The sequence below is a fragment of the Alphaproteobacteria bacterium genome, assembly GCA_016124955.1.
Taxonomy (GTDB): domain Bacteria; phylum Pseudomonadota; class Alphaproteobacteria; order UBA9219; family RFNS01; genus RI-461.
In genome coordinates this window covers 25,980-48,536 of the sequence record WGMR01000004.1, presented here as the reverse complement: position 1 = coordinate 48,536, position 22,557 = coordinate 25,980, and the positions used below count along the sequence as shown (strand labels likewise).

21 protein-coding genes and 1 pseudogene are annotated in these 22,557 nt (G+C 62.1%); 14 read left to right on the top strand and 8 right to left on the bottom strand.

Annotated features, from left to right (window positions below; all coding sequences use genetic code 11):
- Positions 1-136: 136 nt before the first annotated feature.
- The 3 genes from GC131_02515 to GC131_02505 all read right to left on the bottom strand — a co-directional run bounded on the left by GC131_02515 (position 137) and on the right by GC131_02505 (position 2,886).
- Positions 137-481, bottom strand: a complete 345-nt coding sequence (locus GC131_02515) for a hypothetical protein (GenBank protein MBI1272942.1) — start codon at positions 479-481, stop codon at positions 137-139.
- A gap of 85 nt (positions 482-566) precedes the next feature.
- A complete protein-coding gene (locus GC131_02510; GenBank protein MBI1272941.1) occupies positions 567-2,306 on the bottom strand; it encodes a hypothetical protein in 1,740 nt (579 codons plus the stop codon).
- Positions 2,215-2,886 carry a ribulose-phosphate 3-epimerase gene (locus GC131_02505; GenBank protein ID MBI1272940.1) on the bottom strand — a complete coding sequence of 224 codons (672 nt, stop codon included), beginning with the start codon at positions 2,884-2,886 and terminating at the stop codon, positions 2,215-2,217. The genes GC131_02510 and GC131_02505 overlap by 92 nt, the downstream gene beginning before the upstream one ends.
- A gap of 83 nt (positions 2,887-2,969) precedes the next feature.
- Here GC131_02505 and GC131_02500 point away from each other — a divergent pair, with 83 nt between their 5' ends.
- The 4 genes from GC131_02500 to GC131_02485 all read left to right on the top strand — a co-directional run bounded on the left by GC131_02500 (position 2,970) and on the right by GC131_02485 (position 6,281).
- Complete coding sequence (locus GC131_02500) at positions 2,970-3,131, top strand: DUF1674 domain-containing protein (protein MBI1272939.1); 162 nt, start codon at positions 2,970-2,972, stop codon at positions 3,129-3,131.
- A 19-nt stretch (positions 3,132-3,150) separates the two neighbouring features.
- On the top strand, positions 3,151-3,705 hold the full coding sequence (locus GC131_02495) for a LemA family protein (protein ID MBI1272938.1): 555 nt from the start codon (positions 3,151-3,153) through the stop codon (positions 3,703-3,705).
- A 13-nt stretch (positions 3,706-3,718) separates the two neighbouring features.
- Positions 3,719-4,846: a M48 family metalloprotease gene (locus GC131_02490; protein ID MBI1272937.1), complete on the top strand. Its 1,128-nt coding sequence runs from the start codon at positions 3,719-3,721 to the stop codon at positions 4,844-4,846.
- A 913-nt stretch (positions 4,847-5,759) separates the two neighbouring features.
- The gene (locus GC131_02485; protein ID MBI1272936.1) at positions 5,760-6,281 is read left to right on the top strand and encodes a hypothetical protein; all 522 of its coding nucleotides are present in this window, start codon (positions 5,760-5,762) and stop codon (positions 6,279-6,281) included.
- Between the two features lie 371 nt (positions 6,282-6,652).
- Here the strand turns inward: GC131_02485 and acs are convergent, their stop codons facing one another.
- A complete protein-coding gene (gene acs / locus GC131_02480; GenBank protein MBI1272935.1) occupies positions 6,653-8,584 on the bottom strand; it encodes an acetate--CoA ligase in 1,932 nt (643 codons plus the stop codon).
- 13 nt (positions 8,585-8,597) lie between these two features.
- Complete coding sequence (locus GC131_02475) at positions 8,598-9,884, bottom strand: hypothetical protein (GenBank protein MBI1272934.1); 1,287 nt, start codon at positions 9,882-9,884, stop codon at positions 8,598-8,600.
- Between the two features lie 335 nt (positions 9,885-10,219).
- On the opposite strand from GC131_02475, the gene phaR reads away from it, so the two are divergent.
- A complete protein-coding gene (phaR, locus tag GC131_02470; GenBank protein MBI1272933.1) occupies positions 10,220-10,837 on the top strand; it encodes a polyhydroxyalkanoate synthesis repressor PhaR in 618 nt (205 codons plus the stop codon).
- A gap of 88 nt (positions 10,838-10,925) precedes the next feature.
- Here the strand turns inward: phaR and GC131_02465 are convergent, their stop codons facing one another.
- Both GC131_02465 and GC131_02460 read right to left on the bottom strand, forming a co-directional pair.
- On the bottom strand, positions 10,926-12,257 hold the full coding sequence (locus GC131_02465; protein MBI1272932.1) for an EAL domain-containing protein: 1,332 nt from the start codon (positions 12,255-12,257) through the stop codon (positions 10,926-10,928).
- 239 nt (positions 12,258-12,496) lie between these two features.
- Positions 12,497-13,573: a hypothetical protein gene (locus GC131_02460; protein MBI1272931.1), complete on the bottom strand. Its 1,077-nt coding sequence runs from the start codon at positions 13,571-13,573 to the stop codon at positions 12,497-12,499.
- Between the two features lie 164 nt (positions 13,574-13,737).
- On the opposite strand from GC131_02460, the gene lpxD reads away from it, so the two are divergent.
- The 5 genes from lpxD to GC131_02435 are packed head-to-tail and all read left to right on the top strand — an operon-like array spanning position 13,738 to position 17,918.
- A complete protein-coding gene (gene lpxD / locus GC131_02455; GenBank protein MBI1272930.1) occupies positions 13,738-14,859 on the top strand; it encodes a UDP-3-O-(3-hydroxymyristoyl)glucosamine N-acyltransferase in 1,122 nt (373 codons plus the stop codon).
- 45 nt (positions 14,860-14,904) lie between these two features.
- Positions 14,905-15,192, top strand: coding sequence for an acyl carrier protein (locus tag GC131_02450; GenBank protein MBI1272929.1), 288 nt, complete (start codon positions 14,905-14,907; stop codon positions 15,190-15,192).
- 28 nt (positions 15,193-15,220) lie between these two features.
- A complete protein-coding gene (locus GC131_02445; GenBank protein ID MBI1272928.1) occupies positions 15,221-16,447 on the top strand; it encodes a beta-ketoacyl-ACP synthase II in 1,227 nt (408 codons plus the stop codon).
- A gap of 3 nt (positions 16,448-16,450) precedes the next feature.
- Positions 16,451-17,092 carry a lysine transporter LysE gene (locus GC131_02440; protein MBI1272927.1) on the top strand — a complete coding sequence of 214 codons (642 nt, stop codon included), beginning with the start codon at positions 16,451-16,453 and terminating at the stop codon, positions 17,090-17,092.
- A 31-nt stretch (positions 17,093-17,123) separates the two neighbouring features.
- Entirely contained in the window at positions 17,124-17,918 is a 795-nt protein-coding gene (locus GC131_02435; GenBank protein ID MBI1272926.1) for an ATP-binding cassette domain-containing protein, read from the top strand.
- Between the two features lie 3 nt (positions 17,919-17,921).
- Here the strand turns inward: GC131_02435 and GC131_02430 are convergent, their stop codons facing one another.
- Positions 17,922-18,755 carry a hypothetical protein gene (locus tag GC131_02430; protein MBI1272925.1) on the bottom strand — a complete coding sequence of 278 codons (834 nt, stop codon included), beginning with the start codon at positions 18,753-18,755 and terminating at the stop codon, positions 17,922-17,924.
- Positions 18,756-18,971: 216 nt separating this feature from the next.
- Here GC131_02430 and GC131_02425 point away from each other — a divergent pair, with 216 nt between their 5' ends.
- The 4 genes and pseudogenes from GC131_02425 (at position 18,972) to GC131_02410 (ending at position 22,360) form a co-directional block, all read left to right on the top strand.
- On the top strand, positions 18,972-20,255 hold the full coding sequence (locus tag GC131_02425) for a glycosyltransferase (protein ID MBI1272924.1): 1,284 nt from the start codon (positions 18,972-18,974) through the stop codon (positions 20,253-20,255).
- A gap of 66 nt (positions 20,256-20,321) precedes the next feature.
- The gene (locus tag GC131_02420; protein MBI1272923.1) at positions 20,322-20,906 is read left to right on the top strand and encodes an SIS domain-containing protein; all 585 of its coding nucleotides are present in this window, start codon (positions 20,322-20,324) and stop codon (positions 20,904-20,906) included.
- Positions 20,806-21,753 carry a TIGR01459 family HAD-type hydrolase gene (locus tag GC131_02415; GenBank protein ID MBI1272922.1) on the top strand — a complete coding sequence of 316 codons (948 nt, stop codon included), beginning with the start codon at positions 20,806-20,808 and terminating at the stop codon, positions 21,751-21,753. The genes GC131_02420 and GC131_02415 overlap by 101 nt, the downstream gene beginning before the upstream one ends.
- A gap of 493 nt (positions 21,754-22,246) precedes the next feature.
- Positions 22,247-22,360: pseudogene (locus tag GC131_02410) on the top strand (tyrosine protein phosphatase).
- Positions 22,361-22,557 lie beyond the last annotated feature (197 nt).

The following is a 22,557-nucleotide window of genomic DNA, read 5'->3' as shown; positions in this document are numbered from 1 at the left end:
GGAAAACATCCTGCACATCTTGCGAAAACGAGGCCCAACGGATAAGCCGGTTTGGCCCGGAAGGCAAGACAACGCTGAAAAATGCCCAAAAAAAGGGCGGCATTCCCGCCGCCCTTTCCTTGTTTTCCGGCAAAAGCTACCGGGGCGCTTTTACGCCGCTGTCGCTGCCCGTATCGCTCCAGTCCGTTGCGGTATCGCCGGATTTCTTTTCGGCGCCTGCGGGCGTTTTGTGCTTCTTTCTGTGATGGTTTTTTTGCGTTGTCGTTTTTTCGAGCGACGCATGCTTTTCGGGCGCCTTTTGCTGCATGGCCGCGCCATAGGACGCGGGTTGCGGCGTTGTTGCCTGCGTGGCTGCGTAGCCGGCGGCAGGCATGACAAGGGTAAGCGCCACGGCGGCTGCCGTGATGACGGTCTTGGTCTTCATTGCGATCTCCTGGATCGAAGGTTCCAGCGCGGCGGGGAGGCGATTTTTCGCTCTCACGCGCTGAAATGCCATTTGGCGCGCCCAATGTGGCGAAATCTTGCCCTAATTCCGCCGGGCTCGTGAAAAAAACAAAAGATTATTGCTAACGCCCTTCGCGCTGCAGCTGCCAGCAAAGTTCGGTTTCATCGTTGCCGCCGGCGCTGTTGCCGGTGCGGCCATGCACAACGATCTGCTTGCTGCGCTGCAGGTTGGCGGGCGGCGTGCCGGGGCGGCCGCCATAGACGCTTTCCTCGATCGCGCAGCTGCCTTCCGCCACGCGGAAGCGCCAGCCCTGCCCGCCATCGAGCCGCAGCAAAACCGTTTGCCCGCCTTGCGCCGCCGATGCCTGGACATCGGGGTGCAGATGCAGGCGCAGCGTGAAATCGCACGCCGCGAAGCCGCGCGCGGCGCGCCCTTCGGCGCGGCGCAGAAGCTCGCGCGCCTGCAAAAGCTCGCCGTCGGCGGAAAGCGCGAGCGTGCGGTGGTGCATGAGGCCGAAGCGCGCGTCATACCCGTCATGCACGGTTTCGATGTAATGCATTCCGTCTTGTTCGTAGCGTTGCGCGGATACGCGCGCCCAATCGGGGTCAACGCCGTTCACGGTAAGCGCCGTATGCGCGGCGGCGCAGGAAAGCGCCTTGCACCATGCTTCGGGGGCTTGCGGCGCGCCGCCGCAATTAACGACCACGCGTTGCTTGCCGACGCTGAATTCAAACGACAGCGGCGCGGCGTGCGCATTACCGGCGGCGGGCGGCGCGCCCGTATCCATGATCAGCAGGCTGCGCCCGGCGGCCACGCGTTCATACCCCGTTTGCGGCAGGCTGCGCGCGGCCCGGGCGCGCACCTCGCTTTGCGTGATCACGCTATCGATCACAAGTTCGGCGCCTTCCTGCCCGCCATGGAACAGCGCAAGGCCGCCATCGCCGTGGCGCAACAAACGCAGTGCCGGGACCATGCGCTGGATCGCGAGCTGCAGATCGTTCGGCGGCGTGATTTGTGCGGCCGTTAGCGCGCCGCGCACATCGATCAGCAACCGCAGCGCCGCGAGCAATTGTTCGGGGCAGCGCGCCGCCACGCCGCCATCCGGGGCAACAAAACCGGTAATTTCGCGCATGATCCAGTCAAGCGCCGCCGCGAGCGTGCGGTCACAGCGCGGCATGTTGAGCGCCGCCGCCAGCATGCCCCGTGCCGCGCCGAGTGCCGCGATGCCGTGCAGGCGCCCCGGCGTGATGCGCTGCAGGTGACGCAGCTGCTGCCCCGCCGCTTCATAGACGCGGGCCAGAAAAGCGCGTTCGGCCCCGGCCGCGTAGAAATCGTGGAAACTTATCCAGGATGCGAGCCGCGCGCCCGTCACCTCGGCTTCCATCGCTTCGCGCCGCCAGCTACCGGCGGATGCGATCCAGCCGTCGATCAGCGTGCGCGCGCAGGCGCGCGCGCCTTCGCCGCCCGCCGCGCGCAGATCGCGCAGCCAATCGAACCCGTGCAGCGCCGTGCCGCGCAGGCCAGCGGCAACAGGGCCTTGCTGGGCGATCAGCAGCCCGCGCGCGGCATCGCCGGGCCAAGTATCGGGCGGCACAATGGTGATCTGCTGCGGCGACGGGCCTTGCAGCGACCAGCGATAGAGCGGGTTGTGCCATGCCAGCGCGGCGGCGCGTTCGCGCAGCGCAGCGCTTGCGCGACCGGCGAAGCCGGGCGCCGGCAAAACATCTGTGAATTTGGGAATGGCGGCCATGGCGGGGGGGTCGCCCGTTTCAGGCGACGGCTGCGCCGCGCAGGCGGGCGATATTTTCGGCGTATTTTGCGGGCCCACCGCGGAAGGTGGCGGTGCCCGCGACCAGCACATCGGCGCCCGCGAGCGTGACTTCCTCGACCGTGTCAGGATCGATACCGCCATCAACTTCGAGATCCACGGGCTTTTCGAGCTGATCGATCATTTTGCGCAGCGCGCGGATTTTTTCGATCTGCGAGGCGATGAAGGCTTGCCCGCCGAAGCCCGGGTTGACGCTCATGACCAGCACGAGATCGATATCGCCCAGAACCTGTTCGACCGCCGCGATCGGCGTTGCCGGGTTCAGCGCCACGCCCGCGCGCTTGTTGTGCTGCTTGATCAGTTGCAGCGTGCGGTGCAAATGCGGCCCGGCTTCCGGATGCACGGTGATGATATCGGCGCCCGCCTCGGCAAAGGCCGGGATCAGCAGATCGACCGGCGTAATCATCAAATGCACATCGAACGGTTTTTTGCTGTGCGGGCGCAGCGCCTTGACCACCGAAGGGCCGATCGTGAGGTTGGGCACGAAATGCCCGTCCATCACATCGATATGGATGTAATCGGCGCCCGCCGCGTCCACCGCCCGCACTTCTTCGCCCAGCTTCGAAAAGTCGGCCGAAAGAATGGAGGGGGCGATACGGGTTTTTTGCTGCATAGCTATGATTTATCAGGGAATCCGCGGCCCGGCAACAAACGGTTTTTGCTGGCGCGCCGGCCCCGCTTTGCTAGGATGAAGCCATGACGCAGCCCGCACAGCAAAAACCGCCCGCGCAAGCGCAGCCCGTAAAAAAAGCCAAACCCGCGCCCTTGCCGCCCGCGACCGAACAGGGCGGCCCGCCGGGCCCGGAGCCGACCCGCTATGGCGACTGGGAGCGCCGGGGCAAATGCGTGGATTTCTGATCTGACAACGGAGGAAACAATGGAATGGATTTTGGGCGGGCTGGCTGTTGCGGGCGTTCTGGCGATCGTGCTTTACAACCGGCTCGTGGCGCTGCGCCAGAATTTCAGGAACGCCTTTGCCGATATCGATGTGCAGCTGAAGCAGCGGCACGATCTGGTGCCCAACCTGGTTGAAACCGTAAAGGGTTACGGCGCGCATGAAAGCAAGGTGTTCGAGGCGGTGACGCAGGCGCGCGCCTCCGCCATGCGCGGCGGCAGCATGGCCGAGCGCGCGGGCGCGGAAGCCGCGCTTTCGGGCGCGCTGATGCAGCTGATGGCGGTTGCGGAAAACTACCCGCAGCTGAAGGCGAGCGAAAATTTCAAGCAATTGCAGAACGAGCTTTCCGACCTTGAAAACAAGATCGCGGCGGCGCGCCGCTTCTTCAACAACGCGGTGGCGGAATACAACATATCGATCGAACAGTTCCCCGCGGTTTTGCTGGCGGGGCCGCTTGGTTTCCGCGGCGAGGGCATGTTCGAGCTGCAGGGCGCCGAAAAAGAAGCGGCCTCGGCCGCGCCGCAGGTGAAATTCTAGCCCCGCGCGCCGCATGCAACGGGCGCCGGACCCTGCCGCTACGCTCGGGCTTGCGAGCTGGCGCTGGAACAACAACGCGATGAGCGCGCTTTTGCTTGTCGCTTTTCCGCTTCTGCTTTTGCTGCTTGTGTGGGGGATCGCTTTCGCGGGCGGGCATGTGCTGGCCTATGAAGATACCCCGGGTGTGCGCGCAGGTTTTGTGCCCGTGCAGCAGATCGGCGACCTTGTGATTAACGCCAAGCCCGTGAAGCCCGGGGTTTTCGCGCGCGATATCGCGCGCGTCGCCTTGCCTTGGGTGTTTGCACTTGCGGCGTTCTGGAGCGTGATCGGCTATCTGTTCCACGGCGCAATGATCGCTTCGGCCACCGGCGCGCGCGATGTCGAGCGGCGCGAACAGCCCCGGCTTTACAACCTGCTTGAAAATCTGTGCATAAGCCGCGGAATGGCGATGCCCCGGCTTTACATGATTGAAACGGACGCGCTGAATGCCTATGCCGCCGGGCTGAGCGAGGGAAGCTTCAGCGTCACGGTTACGCGCGGGCTCGTTGACACACTAAACGATGCCGAGCTGGAGGCAGTGCTGGCGCACGAGCTGACGCATATCATCAACCGCGATGTGCGGCTTCTGGTCATCACCATCGTGTTCGTGGGCATGATTTCCTTTCTGGCGGAAATGAGCTGGCGCAGCATGCGTTTCACCGCGCATGCGGGCAGCGTAAGCAGCCGGAACAGCGGCGGCGGCAAGAAGGGCGGCGGCGCGGCGATGATTTTGCTGATTGCCGCCATTCTGCTCGCGCTCGGTTACGCCATGGCGCTGATGCTGCGTTTTGCCGTGAGCCGCAGGCGCGAATATCTGGCGGATGCGGGCGCGGTGCAATTGACGAAGAATCCGGATGCGATGATCGCCGCGCTGCGCAAAATTTCCGGCAACCCAAAAGTGCCGGGCGCGCCGCCGGATGTGCAGCAGATGTTTATCGAAAACCCGCCGCCCGCGATGAAGATGTTTTCGCTGTTCGCGACCCATCCGCCGATTGAAGACCGCATCCGCGTTCTGGTGCAGCTTGGCGGGCGGGATCTGCCGCCTGCCGGACCGTGGGGCGCGCGGGGCGGCAGCAACAGCGTCATCTCTGAAGCCGGCTGAAAAGCGTCGGAAAAATGCTTTTCATTTCAGATAGAAATGCGCATATCTGAAATAAAATTTCACTATTTTAACTATAATATAATTTAATTATATGAACTCATGTTTCAACGAAATAATGTTGACATACACGCAAAACCCGCCATATCCTCCTTTTTGTCAATTTATTGCCCAATATTTATTTTGCACGGAGTGAGCCATGAAAACAGCGATCGAGATGGTTTTTTCACTAAGTCAGTTTGGTCAGCGTGCCTTGCAGTCCATTGGGCCCGTTTTTGCTGGTCACCACAACCTCAGCGCCCGCTGCGCCGGCATCACAAGAAGAGAGCCGCGGTGCTGACGTCATAAAAACATCCGGAATCGGCCGGTGGGCTTGTGCCCACCGGCCTTTTTTATAAAGTCTTCGTATTAACCAAAGAAAAAATTTCGCGGCGCAAAAAAAGTGCCGCTCTTCTATTTACGGTGCCAGCCTGCAGGCATAGGCTTATTCCGTCTTCGAGTCGTGTTTCCTGATTATTTATCAACAAAAGAAACCGTAAGGAGAGTGCCATGGCGGGTTTATTAGATTTTTCCGCGTCACAACATGCAATGACGGCGCACCCCGTTTACGCAGAAGAGCAATTGCCGCTACCGCTCCCCGATCCTGCGCCGCCTGCTGACCCCGACCAGCTTCCTTTGCCTTTGGGCGCAGCAGTACGTACGGACGTGGGCGGTGTTGGCATAAATGTAAGGCGGGCATTGATGGCATTTCGTTCCTGAAAGGCGGGATGTTTTCTGCGCGCGCGCGCATTTCAGCGCGACAGACGGAGCGATGTTTGTTAGATAAAGCGGGTGCAACCGGCATAACCGGAAAGACGGCACCGGCATGGTTTATGTAACGAAATTATCTCCGAGAAGAATTCGCGAGCTGGAAAGAATGCATGCGAAGGCTGCCCCGGCCCCGGTTCTGGAGCCGCGCGTGCAGCCCGCTTCAGGGGAACGCTTGGCGCGGCCGCGCCTTCTGCTCGATAACAATGTCAGCCATTGGACCAGGCGCGTTCTGGAAAATGCCGGCTTTACCGCCCGGCATGTTGCCGATATCGGGCTTGCCAGCGCATCGGACGAGGTTATTTTCGATTTCGCCGCGCAGCAAGGCGATGTCATCGTGACGCAGGACAACGATTTTGCGAAGTCGCACCGCATGGCAATCGGCCGCACGCCCGGCATCGTTGTTTTTCCGCATCAGAATATCGGCGATGGCCGCCCGTTCCGGGATTCGCTGGAACATTTTGTCACGCGTTTCCCGCATACGCCCTGCGCGCTGATGTTCCGCGTTGTGCAGTATGTCAATTTACAGCGCATGATTGTCTTCACGCCGCCGCCTGCGGCGCCGCGCGGAACGCCGAAAGCGAACACAGCCCCGCAATGGCATAAATCCTATGACGGCCCGCATTTTTAGCGCGCGCGGCCTTTAACCCAATCATCCGCCAGGACCGGGTCAGGCGGTGCCGGGAAGGGGGAGGTCACCGGTTAACAGGCGGGGTTATGCGAGGCCGGTTGTAAACATTGACTCTATCGCGCAGACGCCATTATGGTGCTTGCTCATTGAAAATGATTTTATTTATGCGTTTACAGAAAGGATGAAAGCAACATGAGAATTACCCCGCGTTTAGAAAGCCAACCCGGCGGACATCCTTCGGGCGGCGACAAACAGCAAGGCGACGGCACAAGCGGCGGTTCGGGCGGCGGAACCAGCCAGCAGCCACAGGGCATGGTGCGCGGAATAACTTTCTTTGCGCATAGCTCCGGGTCTGCGCCAAAGCTGATTCTTTAAGGCCGGTTCCTTACCAAATCATCCATCACGGCCGGATCGGCCAGCGTGGATGTGTCGCCGATCCGGTCTTCTTCCCCCGCCGCGATCTTGCGCAAAATACGGCGCATGATTTTGCCCGAACGGGTTTTCGGTAACCCGGGCGCCCACTGGATCACATCCGGCGTCGCGATCGGGCCGATTTCCTTGCGCACCCACTGCGCCAATTCCTTTCGCAGCGCGTCGTTTGCCTCCACGCCCGCATTGAGCGTGACGAAGGCATAAATGCCCTGCCCCTTGATATCGTGCGGAAAGCCGATCACGGCGGCTTCCGCCACCGCGCGGTGTGCAACCAGCGCGCTTTCGATCTCGGCGGTGCCGAGCCGGTGGCCCGACACGTTGATCACATCATCGACGCGCCCCGTGATCCAGTAATAGCCGTCTTCGTCGCGCCGGCAGCCGTCGCCGGTGAAATATTTGCCCGCGAAGGACGAAAAGTAGGTTTTGACGAACCTTTCATGGTCGCCATACACGCTGCGCATTTGCCCCGGCCAGCTGGCGGCGATGCACAAATTGCCTTCGCACGCGCCTTGCAGCTCCTTGCCTTCGCTATCGACGATGACGGGGACGACGCCGAAGAAAGGCAGCGCGGCCGAACCGGGCTTGAGCGTATGCGCGCCCGGAAGCGGCGCAATCATATGGCCGCCGGTTTCGGTTTGCCACCAGGTGTCGATCACAGGGCAGCGGCCATTGCCGACCACGCGGTGATACCACAGCCACGCTTCGGGGTTGATCGGTTCGCCCACGGATGCGAGCACGCGCAGGGATTGGCGCGATGTTTTTTGCACAGGCCCGTCGCCTTCGCGCATCAGCGCGCGGATGGCGGTGGGCGCGGTGTAGAAGATGTTGACCTTATGTTTATCGACCACCTGCCAGAAACGGGAACTGTCGGGATAGTTCGGCACGCCTTCGAACATCAGCGTGGTGGCGCCGTTGGCGAGCGGGCCATAGACGATATAGCTGTGCCCCGTGACCCAGCCGACATCGGCAGTGCACCAGTAAATATCGCCGTCATGGTAATCGAACACCGTTTCGTGGGTCAGCGCGGCATAAAGCAGGTAGCCGCCGGATGTATGCAGCACACCCTTCGGTTTGCCGGTGGAGCCGGAGGTATAGAGAATAAAAAGCGGGTCTTCCGCGCCCATCGCTTCGGCCGGGCAAGCGGCGGGAACCTTCGCGGCTTCTTCGTGGTACCAGACATCGCGCGGCGGATGCATGCCGACCTTGCCGCCGGTACGGCGCACGGTGATGACGGTTTTAACATCGGGGCAATCTTGCAGCGCGGCATCGGTGTTGGCTTTCAGCGGGATCGTTTTGCCGCCGCGCACACCTTCGTCCGCCGTGACGATGCAGGTGGATTGGCAATCGATGATGCGCCCCGCCAGGCTTTGCGGGGAAAAGCCGCCGAACACCACGGAATGGATCGCGCCGATGCGTGCGCAGGCCAGCATGGCATAGGCCGCTTCGGGGATCATCGGCATATAGATCGTGACGCGGTCGCCCTTTTGCACGCCGCGCGCCTTCAGCACATTGGCAAAGCGGCAGACCTGTTCGTGCAATTCGCCGTAGGTGATGTGCCTGCTTTCGGCCGGGTCGTCGCCTTCCCATATGATCGCGGTTTGCTTCGCCCGTGCCGGCAAATGCCGGTCGATACAGTTGGCGGCGACATTCAGCGCGCCGTCTTCGAACCATTTGATTTGCACGTCGCCTTCGAAACCGGCGTTTTTCACGCGCGTGAAAGGTTTTATCCATGTCAGGCGCGCGGCCTGTTCGCGCCAGAACGCGTCCGGCTCGCGCACCGAACGATCGTACATTTCCTTGTAGCGTGCGGCGTCGATATGCGCGTGCCTTGCAAATTCTGCGGGAACAGGGAAATTTTCAGATGCGGTCATAACGCCCTCACTTTCACGCCTGCTTGTCATGCGGCGATAATACCCAATCGGCCAGCCTGCGCCAAACCTGCGTTCCGGCTTCGCGCCCCACAACCATGCCGACATGGCCGAGCTGCGGTTCGCATAACGTAGCGTTCGGCATTTTTGCCGCCAGCGCGCGGGCCGAGCCGGGCGGCACGATGCGATCCTGCGCCGGCACAACTACGAGCGCGGGCGCGGCGATGGCGGCCGGGTCAATAACGCGGCCGAGCGCGCGCCACGTGCCCGTGCCGGGACGGTTTTCGGCATAGAATTTTTCGAACAGGTCGCGCGCAAAGGGCGCGGAAAGCGGCACGCCGTCATTGAGCCAATCTTCCACCAGCACGAAGTGGTGTTGATCGGCGGGCGCGAGCGCCGGGAACTGCATGAATTTTTCGATCACCTGCGCGGGCTGGAAACCCGTCAGCAGCGCTTGCAGCGCTTCGACCGGGAAGACGCCGCCCGTGCCTTGCGCGAAAAACGGTTGCAGCATATCGGTAAGCTGCCGCGCGCGCGGCGCGATATGGCCGCCGCCCGCATGAAAATCCCACGGCGCGGCAAGCGCGATCAGGCTGCGCACCAGCCCCGGCCGCACGTGCGCCAGTGCCGCCGCCAGCGTGCCGCCGAGACAGTAACCGAGCAGATGCACGCGCGTGCGCTGTTCGGTCAGCCAATCGAGCATATGCGCGAGCCGGTGGATGTAGCCGTCGGCGCCGAAGCCGCGCTCGGTTTCGCCCGGCTCGTCCCAATCCACGACCAGCGGGCGTATGCCTAGCGCCGCGAGCCAGCGCAGCATGGAACGGGCGGGCGCGAGATCGAGCACATGATAGCGGTTGATCAGCGAAGGGATGACAACGAGCTGCGGCGCGCGCGCATCAAGCGCGGGCGCGTAATCAAGCAGGCGCGTCGTGCCTTGCTGCCAAAGCACCGGCATTTCCGGCAGATTGCGCCGCGCCGCGTGGCGATGATAGGCTTTGATGCCGGAAAGAAATTTGCCGTAGCGTGCGCAAGCCTCGGCTTGCAGCGCCGCCAGAATTTCCGCTTCAGGAAGTTTGTTTGCCGCCGCGTGCAGCGCAGGCGGAACCGGCAGGCTTGCGGGGCTTGCGGCGGCGTTCGAGCTTGTGTTCGAGCCCGGCGAGCCGTTCTTCAAGTGCGCCCAGGCGAGTGGCCAGTTCATCCATAGCATTCCCGCCGTCAGCAGATGTTGCGGCAGCGGGCGCGGGCCGTTGCGCGGTTGCGCCGCGCGGGGCGGCGTTCGGGCCGGGTTTGCGGGCTGGGTCATGGGCTTGATCCTGCATCATGGTGGACCAGACCGCAAACAGCTGCGCGAAGGGTTCGGTCATGCGGGTCAGGTCGTCGCGCATACGCGTGTCGTCGGCATAGGCCGTCAGATGTTCTTGCCACAAATCCATGACGGAGCGGGCGATGCCTTCGGGGGTCCAATCCGGTTCCTTTGCCATGACGGCACTATAACGCGGCTGCGCGGGCGGAGTCACGTGCCGCCGCGGCCCGCGCCCGGGCGGGGATAATAGGCCTTGTTTTTTGGCGGCGGGGGCTGCAAAATCGGCCTCGCGCGGCAATCCCGGCCCTTTGCGAAGCATCCTCCAGGAAATATCGATGAACGAGCCCGAAACATCCAAGCAGCCCGCCGCCGAGGCCGTGACGATCAAGAAGTATGCCAACCGGCGGCTCTATAACACCGCAACCAGCAGCTATGTGACGCTCGATCACCTGTGCCAGATGGTGAAGGACGGCGTGGAATTCAGCGTGTACGACGCCAAGAGCGGCGACGACATCACGCGTTCGGTTTTGACGCAGATCATCGTCGAAGAAGAAAGCAAGAGCGGGCAGAATCTTTTGCCGATCAGCTTTTTGCGCCAGTTGATCGGTTTTTACGGCAACAACATGCAGTGGCTGGTGCCGAAATATCTCGAACAGAGCATGGGTCAGCTTTCCGCCAATCAGGGACCGATGCAGGATTATTTCAAGAACGCCTTCGGCGGCGTGTTCCCGCTTACCACGCTCGAGGAAATGGGCAAGCAGAACATGGCCATGATCGAAAAGGCGATGCAGGTGTTCATGCCCTTCAACATCGGCGGCGTTGCGCCGGGCAAACCCGCGGCCAGCGCGCCGCCGGGCGCGGGCGGCGGCGAAAGCGAATCGCAGCTCGAGGAAATGCAGCGCAGGCTGAACGAGATGGCGCAGAAGCTGCACGATATCGACAACAAGTCCTGACCGGACGTTGTTGAAAATCTAGAAAATTCGGGAAAAAACGAGGCGCGGTTTCAGGCCGTTGTTTTGTTTGCGCGGCCTGTGGCCTTCTTCAGGCCGCCATGGCCCACGGGCGGTTCATTTGCGGGCGGCCATGATGATAGCCCTGCTGGTAATCGACATGATGCGCGCTCAGCCAATCGGCGACATCCTGGTCTTCGACGCCTTCGGCAACGATGCGAAGGCCAAGCCCGCGCGCGAGCGCGACGAGGGAGCGGATCACGACCTGTTGTTCGTGATGATCGAGCAGATCGGTCACCAGCGCGCGATCGAGCTTCATGATCTGTACCGGCAGCGTGCGTAGTTGCTTGATCGAGGTGAAGCCCGCACCGAAATCATCGAGCGCGGTGCGCCCGCCCATCGCCTGGTTGGCGGCGATGAAATTTGTCGTGTGCTCGAAATCAATAACATCGGCAGTTTCGGTGATTTCGATGATCAGGCGTTCGGAAATATCGCGGCGACCGGCCATCGCGGTTTGCACTTCGCCCGACCAGCCGGGCTGCGCGGCGGTGTAGCCCGAAACATTGATCGAGAGCTGCAGCGACGGGTGCTGCTTCAATTCTTCCACGGCCAGCGCCAGCACCTTGCAATCGAAGGCGTAGGAAAGGCCGAGCTGTTCGACCACCGGGATAAAGGCGGCGGCGGAAAGCGGGCGGCCCGCTTCATCCGACAGGCGCGCGAGCGCTTCGTAGAACAGAACTTCGCCGGTCGAGGATTCCACGATCGGCTGCCATGCAAGCTGGATCTTGTTGTCGGCAATGGCGGTGCGCACGAGCGCGGCAATTTCGTTGGCGTCCGGCGCCGCTTCGCGCATGGTTTCGCGGCAGCTGGCGAAGCAATTGCGGCCGCTATCCTTGGCTTTTTGCATCGCGCTTTCGGCGCCGTGCACGATATCGCTGACCAGCGGAAAAATGGAAGGCATGACGATGCCGCCGAGCGAAACCAGAACCGGCCCTTCGAGCGGCGCGGGGGCGCGCGCCGTGCGGAACATCTCAAGCACCGCTTCGGCGGTTTCGGCCATGGTCTTCACGCCCAGATCGGGCACGACGATGCCAAAGGTATCGCCGCCCAGCCAGCAGATGTGGGCGCGATCATCGAAATAGGTGGCAAGCAAAAGCGCGACATGGCGCAAAACATCGTGCCCGGCTTCAAGCCCGTATGTGCGGTTGATGCGCTGCATGTGATCGATTCCGGCCACAAAATAAGCGCCGCCTTGCGGATATTTGGCGGCCTGTTCGCTTGCCGCGCCGACAATATCGGAAAGACCGCGCCTGTCGGGCAGACCGGTCAGAGGATCGTAATGCAAAAGAGAAGCATCGATGCTGGCGCCAAACGTATAGTGCGGGTGGGTAATGTGCATTGCGCCGAGGCCTTTCATAACCATATGGAATATCCGTTCCCCGCACGGGGTGCCAATATGCACTGATTCGTAATAATCAAAAGCTAGCTGATTTGTTTTAAGATTTTATAAAATGCTTTGGTAATCTTAACCATTGCGCCGGATGCAACGTTGTATTTGCTGGGCAAGCGCGCGGGCATGGTAAAAAACAATCTTCATTTTCTGTTTTTTTGATGGTTTTTATAGGCCGCGCCCTGCCCCGGCTTGTTGCGGCGCGGAAAGTTTTACGGTTTTTTGGCCGCCACCGGTGTGCCCGGCTTGGCGGCATCAGCATAGAAGCCGCGCAGCGTGCGCATGATGGCGTCGCGATCGGCGGTCGCCTGCGCCGCCGCGGCCGCTTCGCCCTGATTGAGGTAGAGCGTGAAAACCCCGTCGCGGCTTAGCACATATATAAGTGCGGCGAAGATGCTTGTGTCCGTCAGCTCGCACGCAATCGTGCCCGGCATCATGTGCGCCATGCCGGCGCCCAGCGCCGTGCCTTCACGCGCCGTGAACTTGCCCTGGCATTTTTCCCGGAACGCATCGGCATAAAACTTGACCATGCCTTCGAGCGAAGCGCCATCCGGCGCTTGTGTTTCGCGCACGCCGCCAAGCACATTGCCGTGCCGCCATACATAATCGGCCGGGCGCAGATCGGGCGGAACATCGCCGAGCGCGACCGGCACCGCGCCCGTCAGCCCCGCCGCGCGCAAAAGCGCGCCAAGGCTTTCGGGCCACGCTTCGGGCACCAGCATGTGCGCGGCACGCGCGCGGTCTTGTGCCTTTGCGCGTAAATCGGCCGCGCAGGCGGCCAGATGCGTGAAAGCGTCATCGAGGTTCGGCAGCGCGTAGCTGGTATGATCGATGCGGCCGATGGCGATCAACTGCATGCCGTGACGCAGCGCATAAATGAAATCGCGGTCGCGGCCGATATCGGCGACCAGCAGATCGCCGGTTTTGGCCACCGCCCGCACCGGGCGTTGCAACGCGCTATCGATTTGCAAGATAAGATCGTGTGTGTCGCCGCTTCCGAAGCCCGCGCGCGGCACCACGAGCCCGAGGCTGAGATGCCCGGCTTCCGGCGTATCGTCGGTTGCCGCAGCGTCCTTCGGCCCTTCATCGAGCAGGGCGAAATGCAGCCGGAAACCGTTCTCATAAGGCTGATCGAGCAGGCAGTAGCCGCCGCTGCTGTCATCGCCCGTCGGCACCGCGCGGATCGCCCACACATCTTCGGGCTGCAAAAGCGAAGGCATGCCGTTCTTGGCCCCGGCCGCCGCCGTGCCGGGCAGGCAGGCAAGCGCGCACAGCATCAAGGCCGCCATCAAACCGGGCCGTAAAAACAATGGCGGAAAAAGCGATGCAGGGGCGGCGCGCATGCAGCTATTGTTACCAATTATTTCACGGCGCCACCACGCCCTTTTCAGCCCGCGCGCGCTGGCCTATCTATGGGGGCAGAAACATTCCAGGGGCAGAAGGAGCCCAAGCCATGCCGCGCACCCATACCATGCAGGAAATCGCCGCCGCCACGGGCGGCAGGCTGGTGGGTGATGGCGCGCGCGCGATCAGCCGCATCACGCATCCTTCCGACTGGCGCGCGGCGGGCGACCTTGCGCTGGCGATGGACAAGAAGCTTGTGCCGCTTGCGCGCGAAAAAGGGTGCGATGCCGTCGTGCTTGGCGAAGAAGCTTTGGGCGAAGATGTTGCGGCGGTGGCGGGTGAATTTGCGGCCTGCGTGGTCGTGCGCCGTCCGCGCCTTGCTATGGCACAGCTAACCGGCCTGTTCGCCGCGCCCACACCGGGCGCGCCCGGTGTGCACCCGACCGCGACGGTGGAAGACGGCGTGCAACTTGGTGCGCAGGCTTCGGTGGGCGCCCATTGCTATGTAGCGAGCGGCGCGCAGATCGGCGACCGCGCCGTTTTGCATGCGCATGTGACGGTAGAAGCGGGCGCGCAGATCGGCGCCGATACGCTTGTGCGCGCGGGCGTGCGGATCGGTGAGAATGTTTCGATCGGCGCGCGCTGCATCATTCATTACAACGCCGTGATCGGCGCGGACGGTTTCAGCTTCGTGACGCCCGAGGCGGGCAGCGTCGAAAGCGCCAAGGCGAGCGGCGAGGTGAAGGCGACCAACCATCAGGGCCTGGTGCGGATCGCCAGCCTCGGTAACGTGATCGTGGGCGACGATGTCGAGATCGGCGCTTGCACCAGCATCGACCGCGGCACCGTGGCGCCGACCCGCATCGGCCGCGGCACCAAAATCGATAACCAGGTCCAGATCGGCCATAATGTGCAGATCGGCGAAGATTGCCTGATCTGCGGCCGCGCCGGAATTGCGGGCAGCGCCGTGCTTGGCAACCGGGTTGTGCTTGGCGGCAGCGCCGGGGTGGGCGATCACCTGCGGATCGGCGACGATGCGGTCGTGCAGGCCTTTTCGGGCGTGGGCAGCACCGTGCCGGCCAAAAGCATCGTGGCCGGATTGCCCGCGATGGCGCGCACCCGGGTCTATGAAAATATTATGCATATCAACAGGTTGAAGATGCTGTTCGCGGATGTTAAAGAACTGGCGCAAAAACTTGCACGGCTGGAACAAAGCCGCGACAATGGCTGAAGGTTATTTAGCAAGGAAAACAAAAGCGTGCCCGGAGAATTGCCTATGACGGAAAACAGCCTGACCAACGAGATTCTGGACATCATTGCCGACAAGGCCATGGTCGAGCGGGACAAGCTCGATCCCGCCGCCAAGCTGACGGACCTTAATATCAGCTCGCTTGATGTGGTCGAGATCGTGTTCGCGCTCGAGGACAAATATGCGGTCCAGTTGCCGTTCAACGCCAATGCCGAGAACAAGGAATTCGAGACGCTCGGGCAGGTCGTGAAGCTGGTTGAACAGCAGATCGCGATCAAGCAGGGCGGCGCGAAACAGGCCGGAGCGGCTTCCTAAGCCCGCCGCCAGACATGAACCCCACATCATGAAACCGGTTCCGCGCGTCGTCATCACCGGCCTTGGCGTTGTTTGCCCTGCGGGCGAAACCGTTCCCGACTTTGCCGAAAATATTTTTTCCGGCAAAAGCGTGCTTGGCCGCATCGATTTCGAGCGCGAGGACGGCAAGGTAAACTACCCCGGCGCCGTGATAAAAGATTTCGCGCCCGAAAAAATCATCGATTCCAAGAAGCTCGGATTCATGGACCGTTTTTCGCAGTTCGCGGTAATCGCCGCGCGGCAGGCGATGAACGATGCCGGGCTGACCTTGACGCCGGACGAGGCGCTGCGCTGCGCCACCATCATCGGTTCGGGCGTGGGCGGGCACCAGACGCTGGAAGATTCCTATAACCGGCTGCGCGACCGCGCGGGCGGCCGCGTTCACCCTTTCACCATTCCGCGGCTGATGATCAACGCTGCCGCCAGCCATATCAGCATGGACCGCGGGCTGACCGGCCCGGCCTTTACGGTCGCGTCCGCCTGCGCTTCGGCTACGCACGCGATCGGTGTCGCCATGCAGATGGTGCGTTCGGGCGCGGTCGATTATGCCGTCACGGGCGGCACGGAAGCCTGCATGACCTTCGGCACGCTGAAGGGCTGGGAAGCCTTGCGCGTGATGGCGCCGGATGTATGCCGCCCGTTTTCGCAAGGCCGGCAGGGCATGGTGATGGGCGAAGGTTGCGGCATTCTGATGCTGGAAACGCTTGAACGCGCGCAAGCGCGCGGCGCAAAAATTTACGCCGAGCTGGCCGGGTTCGGGCAAAGCGCGGATGCCTGCGATCTGACGACGCCGGACGCGGGCGGCATGGCGCGGGCTATGCAAAACGCGCTCGATGACGCGGGGCTGAAGGCGGAAGATATAGGCCATATCAATGCGCACGGCACCGGCACGCGCGCCAACGATTTGACCGAGACGAAGGCGCTGAACGCCGTGTTCGGCGCGCATACGGGCCAGCTGGCGGTGACTGCCAATAAATCGCTGTTCGGGCATGCGCTGGGCGCGGCGGGCGCGCTCGAAATGGTTGCGCTTGCGCTTGCCATGCAGGCGCAGCGCGTGCCGCCGACCGCGCATTTCACCGCGGCAGACCCGGAATGCGCGCTCGATATCGTTACGGGCGAAGCGCGCGCGATGCCGTTGCGCGCGGCGCTGAAAAATTCATTCGCGTTCGGCGGGCTCAATGCCGTGCTGGCGGTTACACAACATGGCGGGGCATAAACGGTGTTCGACCAGATAGATGTTCTGTTCCGCGGTATCGTGCTCGGCGTCATGGTGGCGGCGCCCGTGGGGCCCGTCGGGCTTTTGGTGATACGGCGCACGGTGCATAGCGGCATTCTCAGCGGTCTTGCGACGGGGATCGGCGCCGCCGCGGCCGACACGCTGTTCGGTGCGGTTGCCGCCTTCGGCATTGCCGCGATCATCAGCCTGCTTGAAGGTTATCAGGGACCGATCCGGATTGTGGGCGGGATCGTGCTGATCGCCATGACATGGAAATTATGGCGCGCGCATCCGCACGCGCCCGTGGGCGCAGACGGCGCGGCGGGCGCGCTGAAGGCTGTGTTGAGCGGCTTTATGCTGACCGCCACCAACCCCGTGACCGTGTTCGCGATCATGGCTGTGGTGACGGCGCTTGGCGGCAGGCTCGGGCATGCCGATGCCAGCACGTTGACGGCCGGCATTATGCTCGGTTCGCTGGCATGGTGGTTTACGCTTTCGGGCGGCATCGCTTGCGTGCGGCATCACTTCGATGAAAAGACCATCGCCGTGATCAACCGCGGCACCGCCGTTCTGATGGCGGCGCTGGCGGCGTGGGTTTTGCTTGGCGCGCTGCTCGAAGCGCCGCTCGCCGGCGCGGTTCTGTAGGCGGGGGCGGGCGATGGTGCTGCGCAAACTGATGAAGCGTGAAACGCAGGCAACGTTGCCCGAACCTTTGATCAGGCTTGACGGCGTTGTGCTGCGCTATCCTGTCGGGCCGTTCATCAAAGGCAGTTTGAAGACCGGGCTTTTCAGCCTTTTCGGCCATCGCGGCGCGCAGGGCCCGCAAAAACAGTTTCATACCGCATTGAACGGCGTCAGCCTTTCCATTGGCGTTGGCGAAAAGGTCGGGATCATCGGCCGCAACGGCGCGGGCAAATCGACGCTTTTGCGCGCGATGGCGGGGATTTACCCGGTTGCGGACGGGCGGATCGAGGTGCGCGGGCGGATCCAGAGTCTGTTCGATTTCGGTTTGGGGTTCGAGACGGAATCGACCGGCCGCGAAAACATTTTTTATCGCGGCCTTGCAATGGGGTGCGCGCCCGACGATATCGCTGCACGCGAAAAGGATATCGTGGATTTTGCGGGCCTGGGCGAATTCATCGATATGCCGATGCGCATGTATTCCGCCGGCATGTATGTGCGGCTGGCCTTCGCCATATCGACTTACCTCGAAGGCAACATTCTGCTGATCGACGAAGTGTTCGGCGCGGGCGATGCCGCTTTCCAGCAGCGCGCGGCGGAACGCATGCAGGGGTTGATCAGCCGCGCCAGCATCGTTGTGTTCGTGACGCACGATATGAACCTGATCCGCCGCATCTGCAACCGCATCATCTGGATCGATGGCGGCAAGCTGCGCGCGGACGGCGACCCCGATACGGTGTGCGGCGCGTATCACGAGGAAATGACGGGCAAGAAGCTGAGCGCGGCCTGAAGCCTAGAAGTAAAACACAACCTTCTTTCGTTCACGCGCCATGACGATAAGCGCGGCGGCCCAGAAAATTGCGGCATAAACGCCAATCACCATCCAATCGCGCGCATCAGGCGCGCGGCCTTCCAGCAGCGGCGCGCGCATGATATCGCACAGGGCGGCGATGGGGTTGATCGCGGTCCAGGTCGCCAGCGCCGGATGTTCGAAGATGTTGCGCATGATGAAAACGGGCGAAAGGTACCAAAGCATTTGCAGCGCGATCCCGATCGATTGCTGGTAATCGCGGAACTTCAGATTGATAAAAGCGCTGATGATGGCAAGCGGCGTGCACAGCGCCAGCATCGCGAGCGTGAGCGGCGCAATATAGAGCCAGTACAGGCTGAACAGATCCGGGCTTACCGCCAGCGTATAGAGCGCGAAGCCGGACAAACCAAGCCCGAACAAAATAGTGCAATAGACCATCGCCTTTACCGGGTAAATGACGACCGGCAGGCTGACCTGCTTGATATAGCCTTCGGCGTTCACAAGCGCGACCGCGCCGATCATGATCGCGTTCGTGAAATATTCCCACAGCACAAGGCCGGAAAAGACATAAACGGAGAAACTGGCGAAGGGCTGCTTGAAAATTGCGGTCATCACCACCGCGATCACGAGCGTGAGCAAAAGCGGCTGCAGCATCGCCCATAAAATGCCGATATAGGAACGGCGAAAGCGCGCGCGCAATTCGGCGAGCGCAAGATGCAGGGTAAAGTGCCGCGCCGTCCATAGCCGCGCAAACAGCCCTTCGGGCACGGCGGGTGCCGTGGGCGGAGGGATGGGCGCGGCCTGGGAAGCGTTCATGGACTTGCGGCGTGTTCCGGAGGGCAAATGACTGTTCGAGCAGGCAAAATAAGCGGTTTCAGTTTCCCCGGCAATGGGCTAAAACAGCGGTGATTTCACGAGATGATGACCCCGCAGGAAGCGGGCAGGCCGCAGCACCGGCGCGGCGGCCAGGCGGGCGGACCCCTATTGACCGTTTAACCGGAATTTTACGGCGAAAACAGCAACGGCTTTTTCATGGCGGCTTTGAAAATCCTGCAACGCGGCTGGCGCAATTTCGTGCCGGAGGGCATGCGCAAACGCATGGCGCCGCTGGTGCGCGACAGGGTCAACAATGTGTTGGCGCGCAAGGTGCCGCCGCCCGCGCCGCTTGAAACCATTCCGCAGGGGCCGGTAACAATTGCCGGTTATACGCAATCCGTGCTCGGGCTCGGCACCGCCATGCGGCTTTACCGCGACGGTTTGCAGGCTTGCGGCTATGCGCTGCGCGAAGAAAGCCTCAGCGCCATGATCAAGCTGCAGGATTACGGCGAAGCGGCGCTGCCGCAAAAGCCCGCGCCCGCGGGCGGCGTGCTCGTGCTCGGCGTCAATCCGCCGGAAATGGGCATGGCTTTTTCGCATCTTGATCCCGCGCTGGTGCGCAGCAGCTATCGCATAGGTTTCTGGGCGTGGGAAACGCCGGAAGTGCCGGAAGCCTGGATGCCGCGTCTGCGCCACTTCCATGAATTATGGGTACACAGCAATTTCGTGCGCGACGCCATTCTGGCACGCAGCGCGATCCCGCCCATTCCCGTGCATGTGGTGCCGCACCCGGTGCCCGCGCTCGATCACGTGATGCCGGCGCGCGCGCGCTTCGATTTGCCCGACCATATGAAGATCGTGCTCACGATGTTCGATCTGCGCTCCAGCATGGCGCGCAAAAACCCGATGGCGGCCATCAAGGCGTTTCGTGCCGCCGAGCCCGGCACATATGGCGCGCTGCTGGTTATCAAGGTCAGCCACCCGGAAGCCGCGCCCGAACAGTTTGCGGCGCTTAAGGCGCTGACGGCGGGCGACCCGCGCATCCGGCTTATGACCGATACGCTCGATCAGGAAGCGGCCTACGCGTTGATCGCGAGCTGCGATATTGTGCTTTCGCTGCACCGGGCCGAAGGTTTCGGGCTCGTGCTCGCCGAAGCCATGCGTCTTGGCAAGGCGGTGGTGGCGACCAACTGGTCCGGGAATGTCGATTTCATGAACCGTGCCTGCGCCGAGCTGGTCGATTACCGGCTGGTGCCGGTGGTGGACCCGCAGGGCCAGTATCGCGATGGGCAGTGGGCCGAGGCCGATGTGGACGATGCCGCCCGCGCGCTGCGTTATTTGCTGAAGAACGAGGACCAGTGCGCCGCCATGGGCCGCCGTGCCAGCGACCATGCCGCGCGCATGTTTTCCCGCCACGCCTTCGCCGCGCATCTGAGCCCGGCTTTTCTGCGCTTTGCGGCGCACGAGGAAGGCAGAGAAGATTGCGCCGGCGCTTCGTAGGCGCCCCGTGCCGTGCGCGGCCTTTTTTTCATAGCCTATAGGGGTTGCGGACGCTAAGATCGGCCTATGACCACCGGGCTTACCATCCAGCAGCATTTGAAGAACGCGTCCGAGCTTGCGGCTGCCATGGCCGCGCATGGCGCGGCGGCACGCGCCGACGACGCGGTTGAAGCCATTGTGGCGGCGCTTGCGGCAAGCAAGCCTGTTTTGGTGTGCGGCAATGGCGGTTCGGCTGCCGATGCCATGCATATTGCGGGCGAAATGGTCGGGCGCTTTCTGGTCAATCGCAAGGCCTATAACGTGATCGCGCTGACGGCCGACAACGCGACGCTGACGGCCTGGAGCAACGATGTTGGCTACGACACGGTGTTTTCCCGCCAGGTGGAAGCCTATGGCGCGCCGGGCGGCGTGGTGTGGGGGATCAGCACGTCCGGCAATTCGCCCAACGTGATCAAGGCGTTCGAGCAAGCGAAGAAGCAAGGCATGGTAACGCTTGCGCTTACGGGCGCGGGCGGCGGCAAAATGGCGCCGCTTGCCGACATTCTGATCGATGTACCGTCGAAGCGCACGCCCGATATCCAGCAGGTGCATATGTGCATCTATCATTATATTTGCGAAGTGGCCGAAGCGCGCCTTGCCGAAAAAACTTGAAAGCCTGAATGCGACCGGCGCGGACGCCTTCGTGTTCGACATGTGGGGCGTGCTGCATGACGGCACGCGGGCTTATGACGGCGTGATCGACACCTTGCGCGCGCTGAAGCGCGCGGGGAAAAAAACCGGCATTCTTTCCAATTCGCCGCGCCCGCTTTTTTCGGCGCGCGAAAACATAAAAAAATACGGGCTTGTGCCCGATCTGTATGACGCGCTGCTTACATCGGGCCAGATGACATACGAGGCCTTGCAAAAGCGCGACGATGCGTGGCTGCAAAAACTTGGCGCGCGCGCCTATATGATAGGCAAGCAAGAAGAAGCCGGTTTTTATGACGGCACCGGCATCACGCTTGTGCCGGAACCGGAAGACGCCAGCTTTATTCTGGTTGTCAACTTGCCGGGCGACAGGTATGACGAGGCGCATTACCGGCCGCTGCTGGAACGCTGCCTTGCGCGCAAATTGCCGATGCTGTGTGCCAACCCCGATCGCGCGGTGGCGGTTGGCGCGGCATGCGTGCCGGCCAGCGCGGCGCTGGTCGATGCCTATGCCGCCATGGGCGGCGACGGCCGCGCGCCATACGGCAAGCCGTATGGGGAAGCCTTTGCGCGCATTCTGGCCGAACTCGGTATTGCGCCGGGCCGCGCCGTGATGGTGGGCGATAATCTTGAAACCGATATCGCGGGCGCGCGCGCTGCGGGCATGCAAAGCGTTTTGATGCCGGGCGGCATGTATGCCACCGCGCTCGGTGTGGTTAACGGCGCATGGCCGGACGAAGCAAAGCTGGGCAAGTTGCTGACACAGCACAATGTTGTACCCGATTACATCATGGCGGCGCTGCGGAGTTGACCGGTGCGCTTGCCTTTTTGCCCGCAACTCATCTATAACGCCATTATTGTTACGGGCATTTTCAGAAAACGATAGTATGAGCGGCAACGTTATTATACGACCACACAGCGAATTGGCTGAGGCGCAGGCGCGCGAAGGCCTCGGCGCATTCATAAGCTTCGATCACCCGACCGCAACGACGGATGGCAGGGCCGCGCCGGATTTTAGCAGGCCCGGCGTGCGGCAAGCGGTGCTGACTTGCTGGGATACGGAAAAAACGCGCCGCGGATTTTTGTTGCATAGAACAATAAAATACAGCCCCGCGCGCGAACAGGTGCAGGCCGGTCTGGATTTCGCGGGCGAATTCTTTGCCGCCAAGCCCGAAGGCACGCTGGCGGTGACATGCCTGCGCGGCAAATCGCGCAGCACGGCCATGGCGATGGCCATTCTGTACAAGCGCGCCTTCGGCGAATTGACGCTTGCGCGCAGCGAAAAACGGCAAATGGCCCGGCAGGCGCTTGAGACACTGCTTGTCATACGCCCGGAAGCCATACCCAACCTTTTGATCTTGCGGCATGCGGACGCAATCATGGATACCGGCGGCGCGCTCGTGGCGGCGGTTAAGGCCAACCGTAAAATCATGGGGCTGCATGCAGCCATGCAGGCCGCCCGCGGGAAATATGTCGAGCGCATGCCCGCCCGGGATGAAGCCCTTATCAATACGCCGCTTGTTCAGATACGCCCCGCCGGGCCGGTATAGCGGCTTTTCCTTGCCTTTCCCGCGCAAAACCGCCATAAGGCACGCAGTCTGGCGCGTTTTCTGAC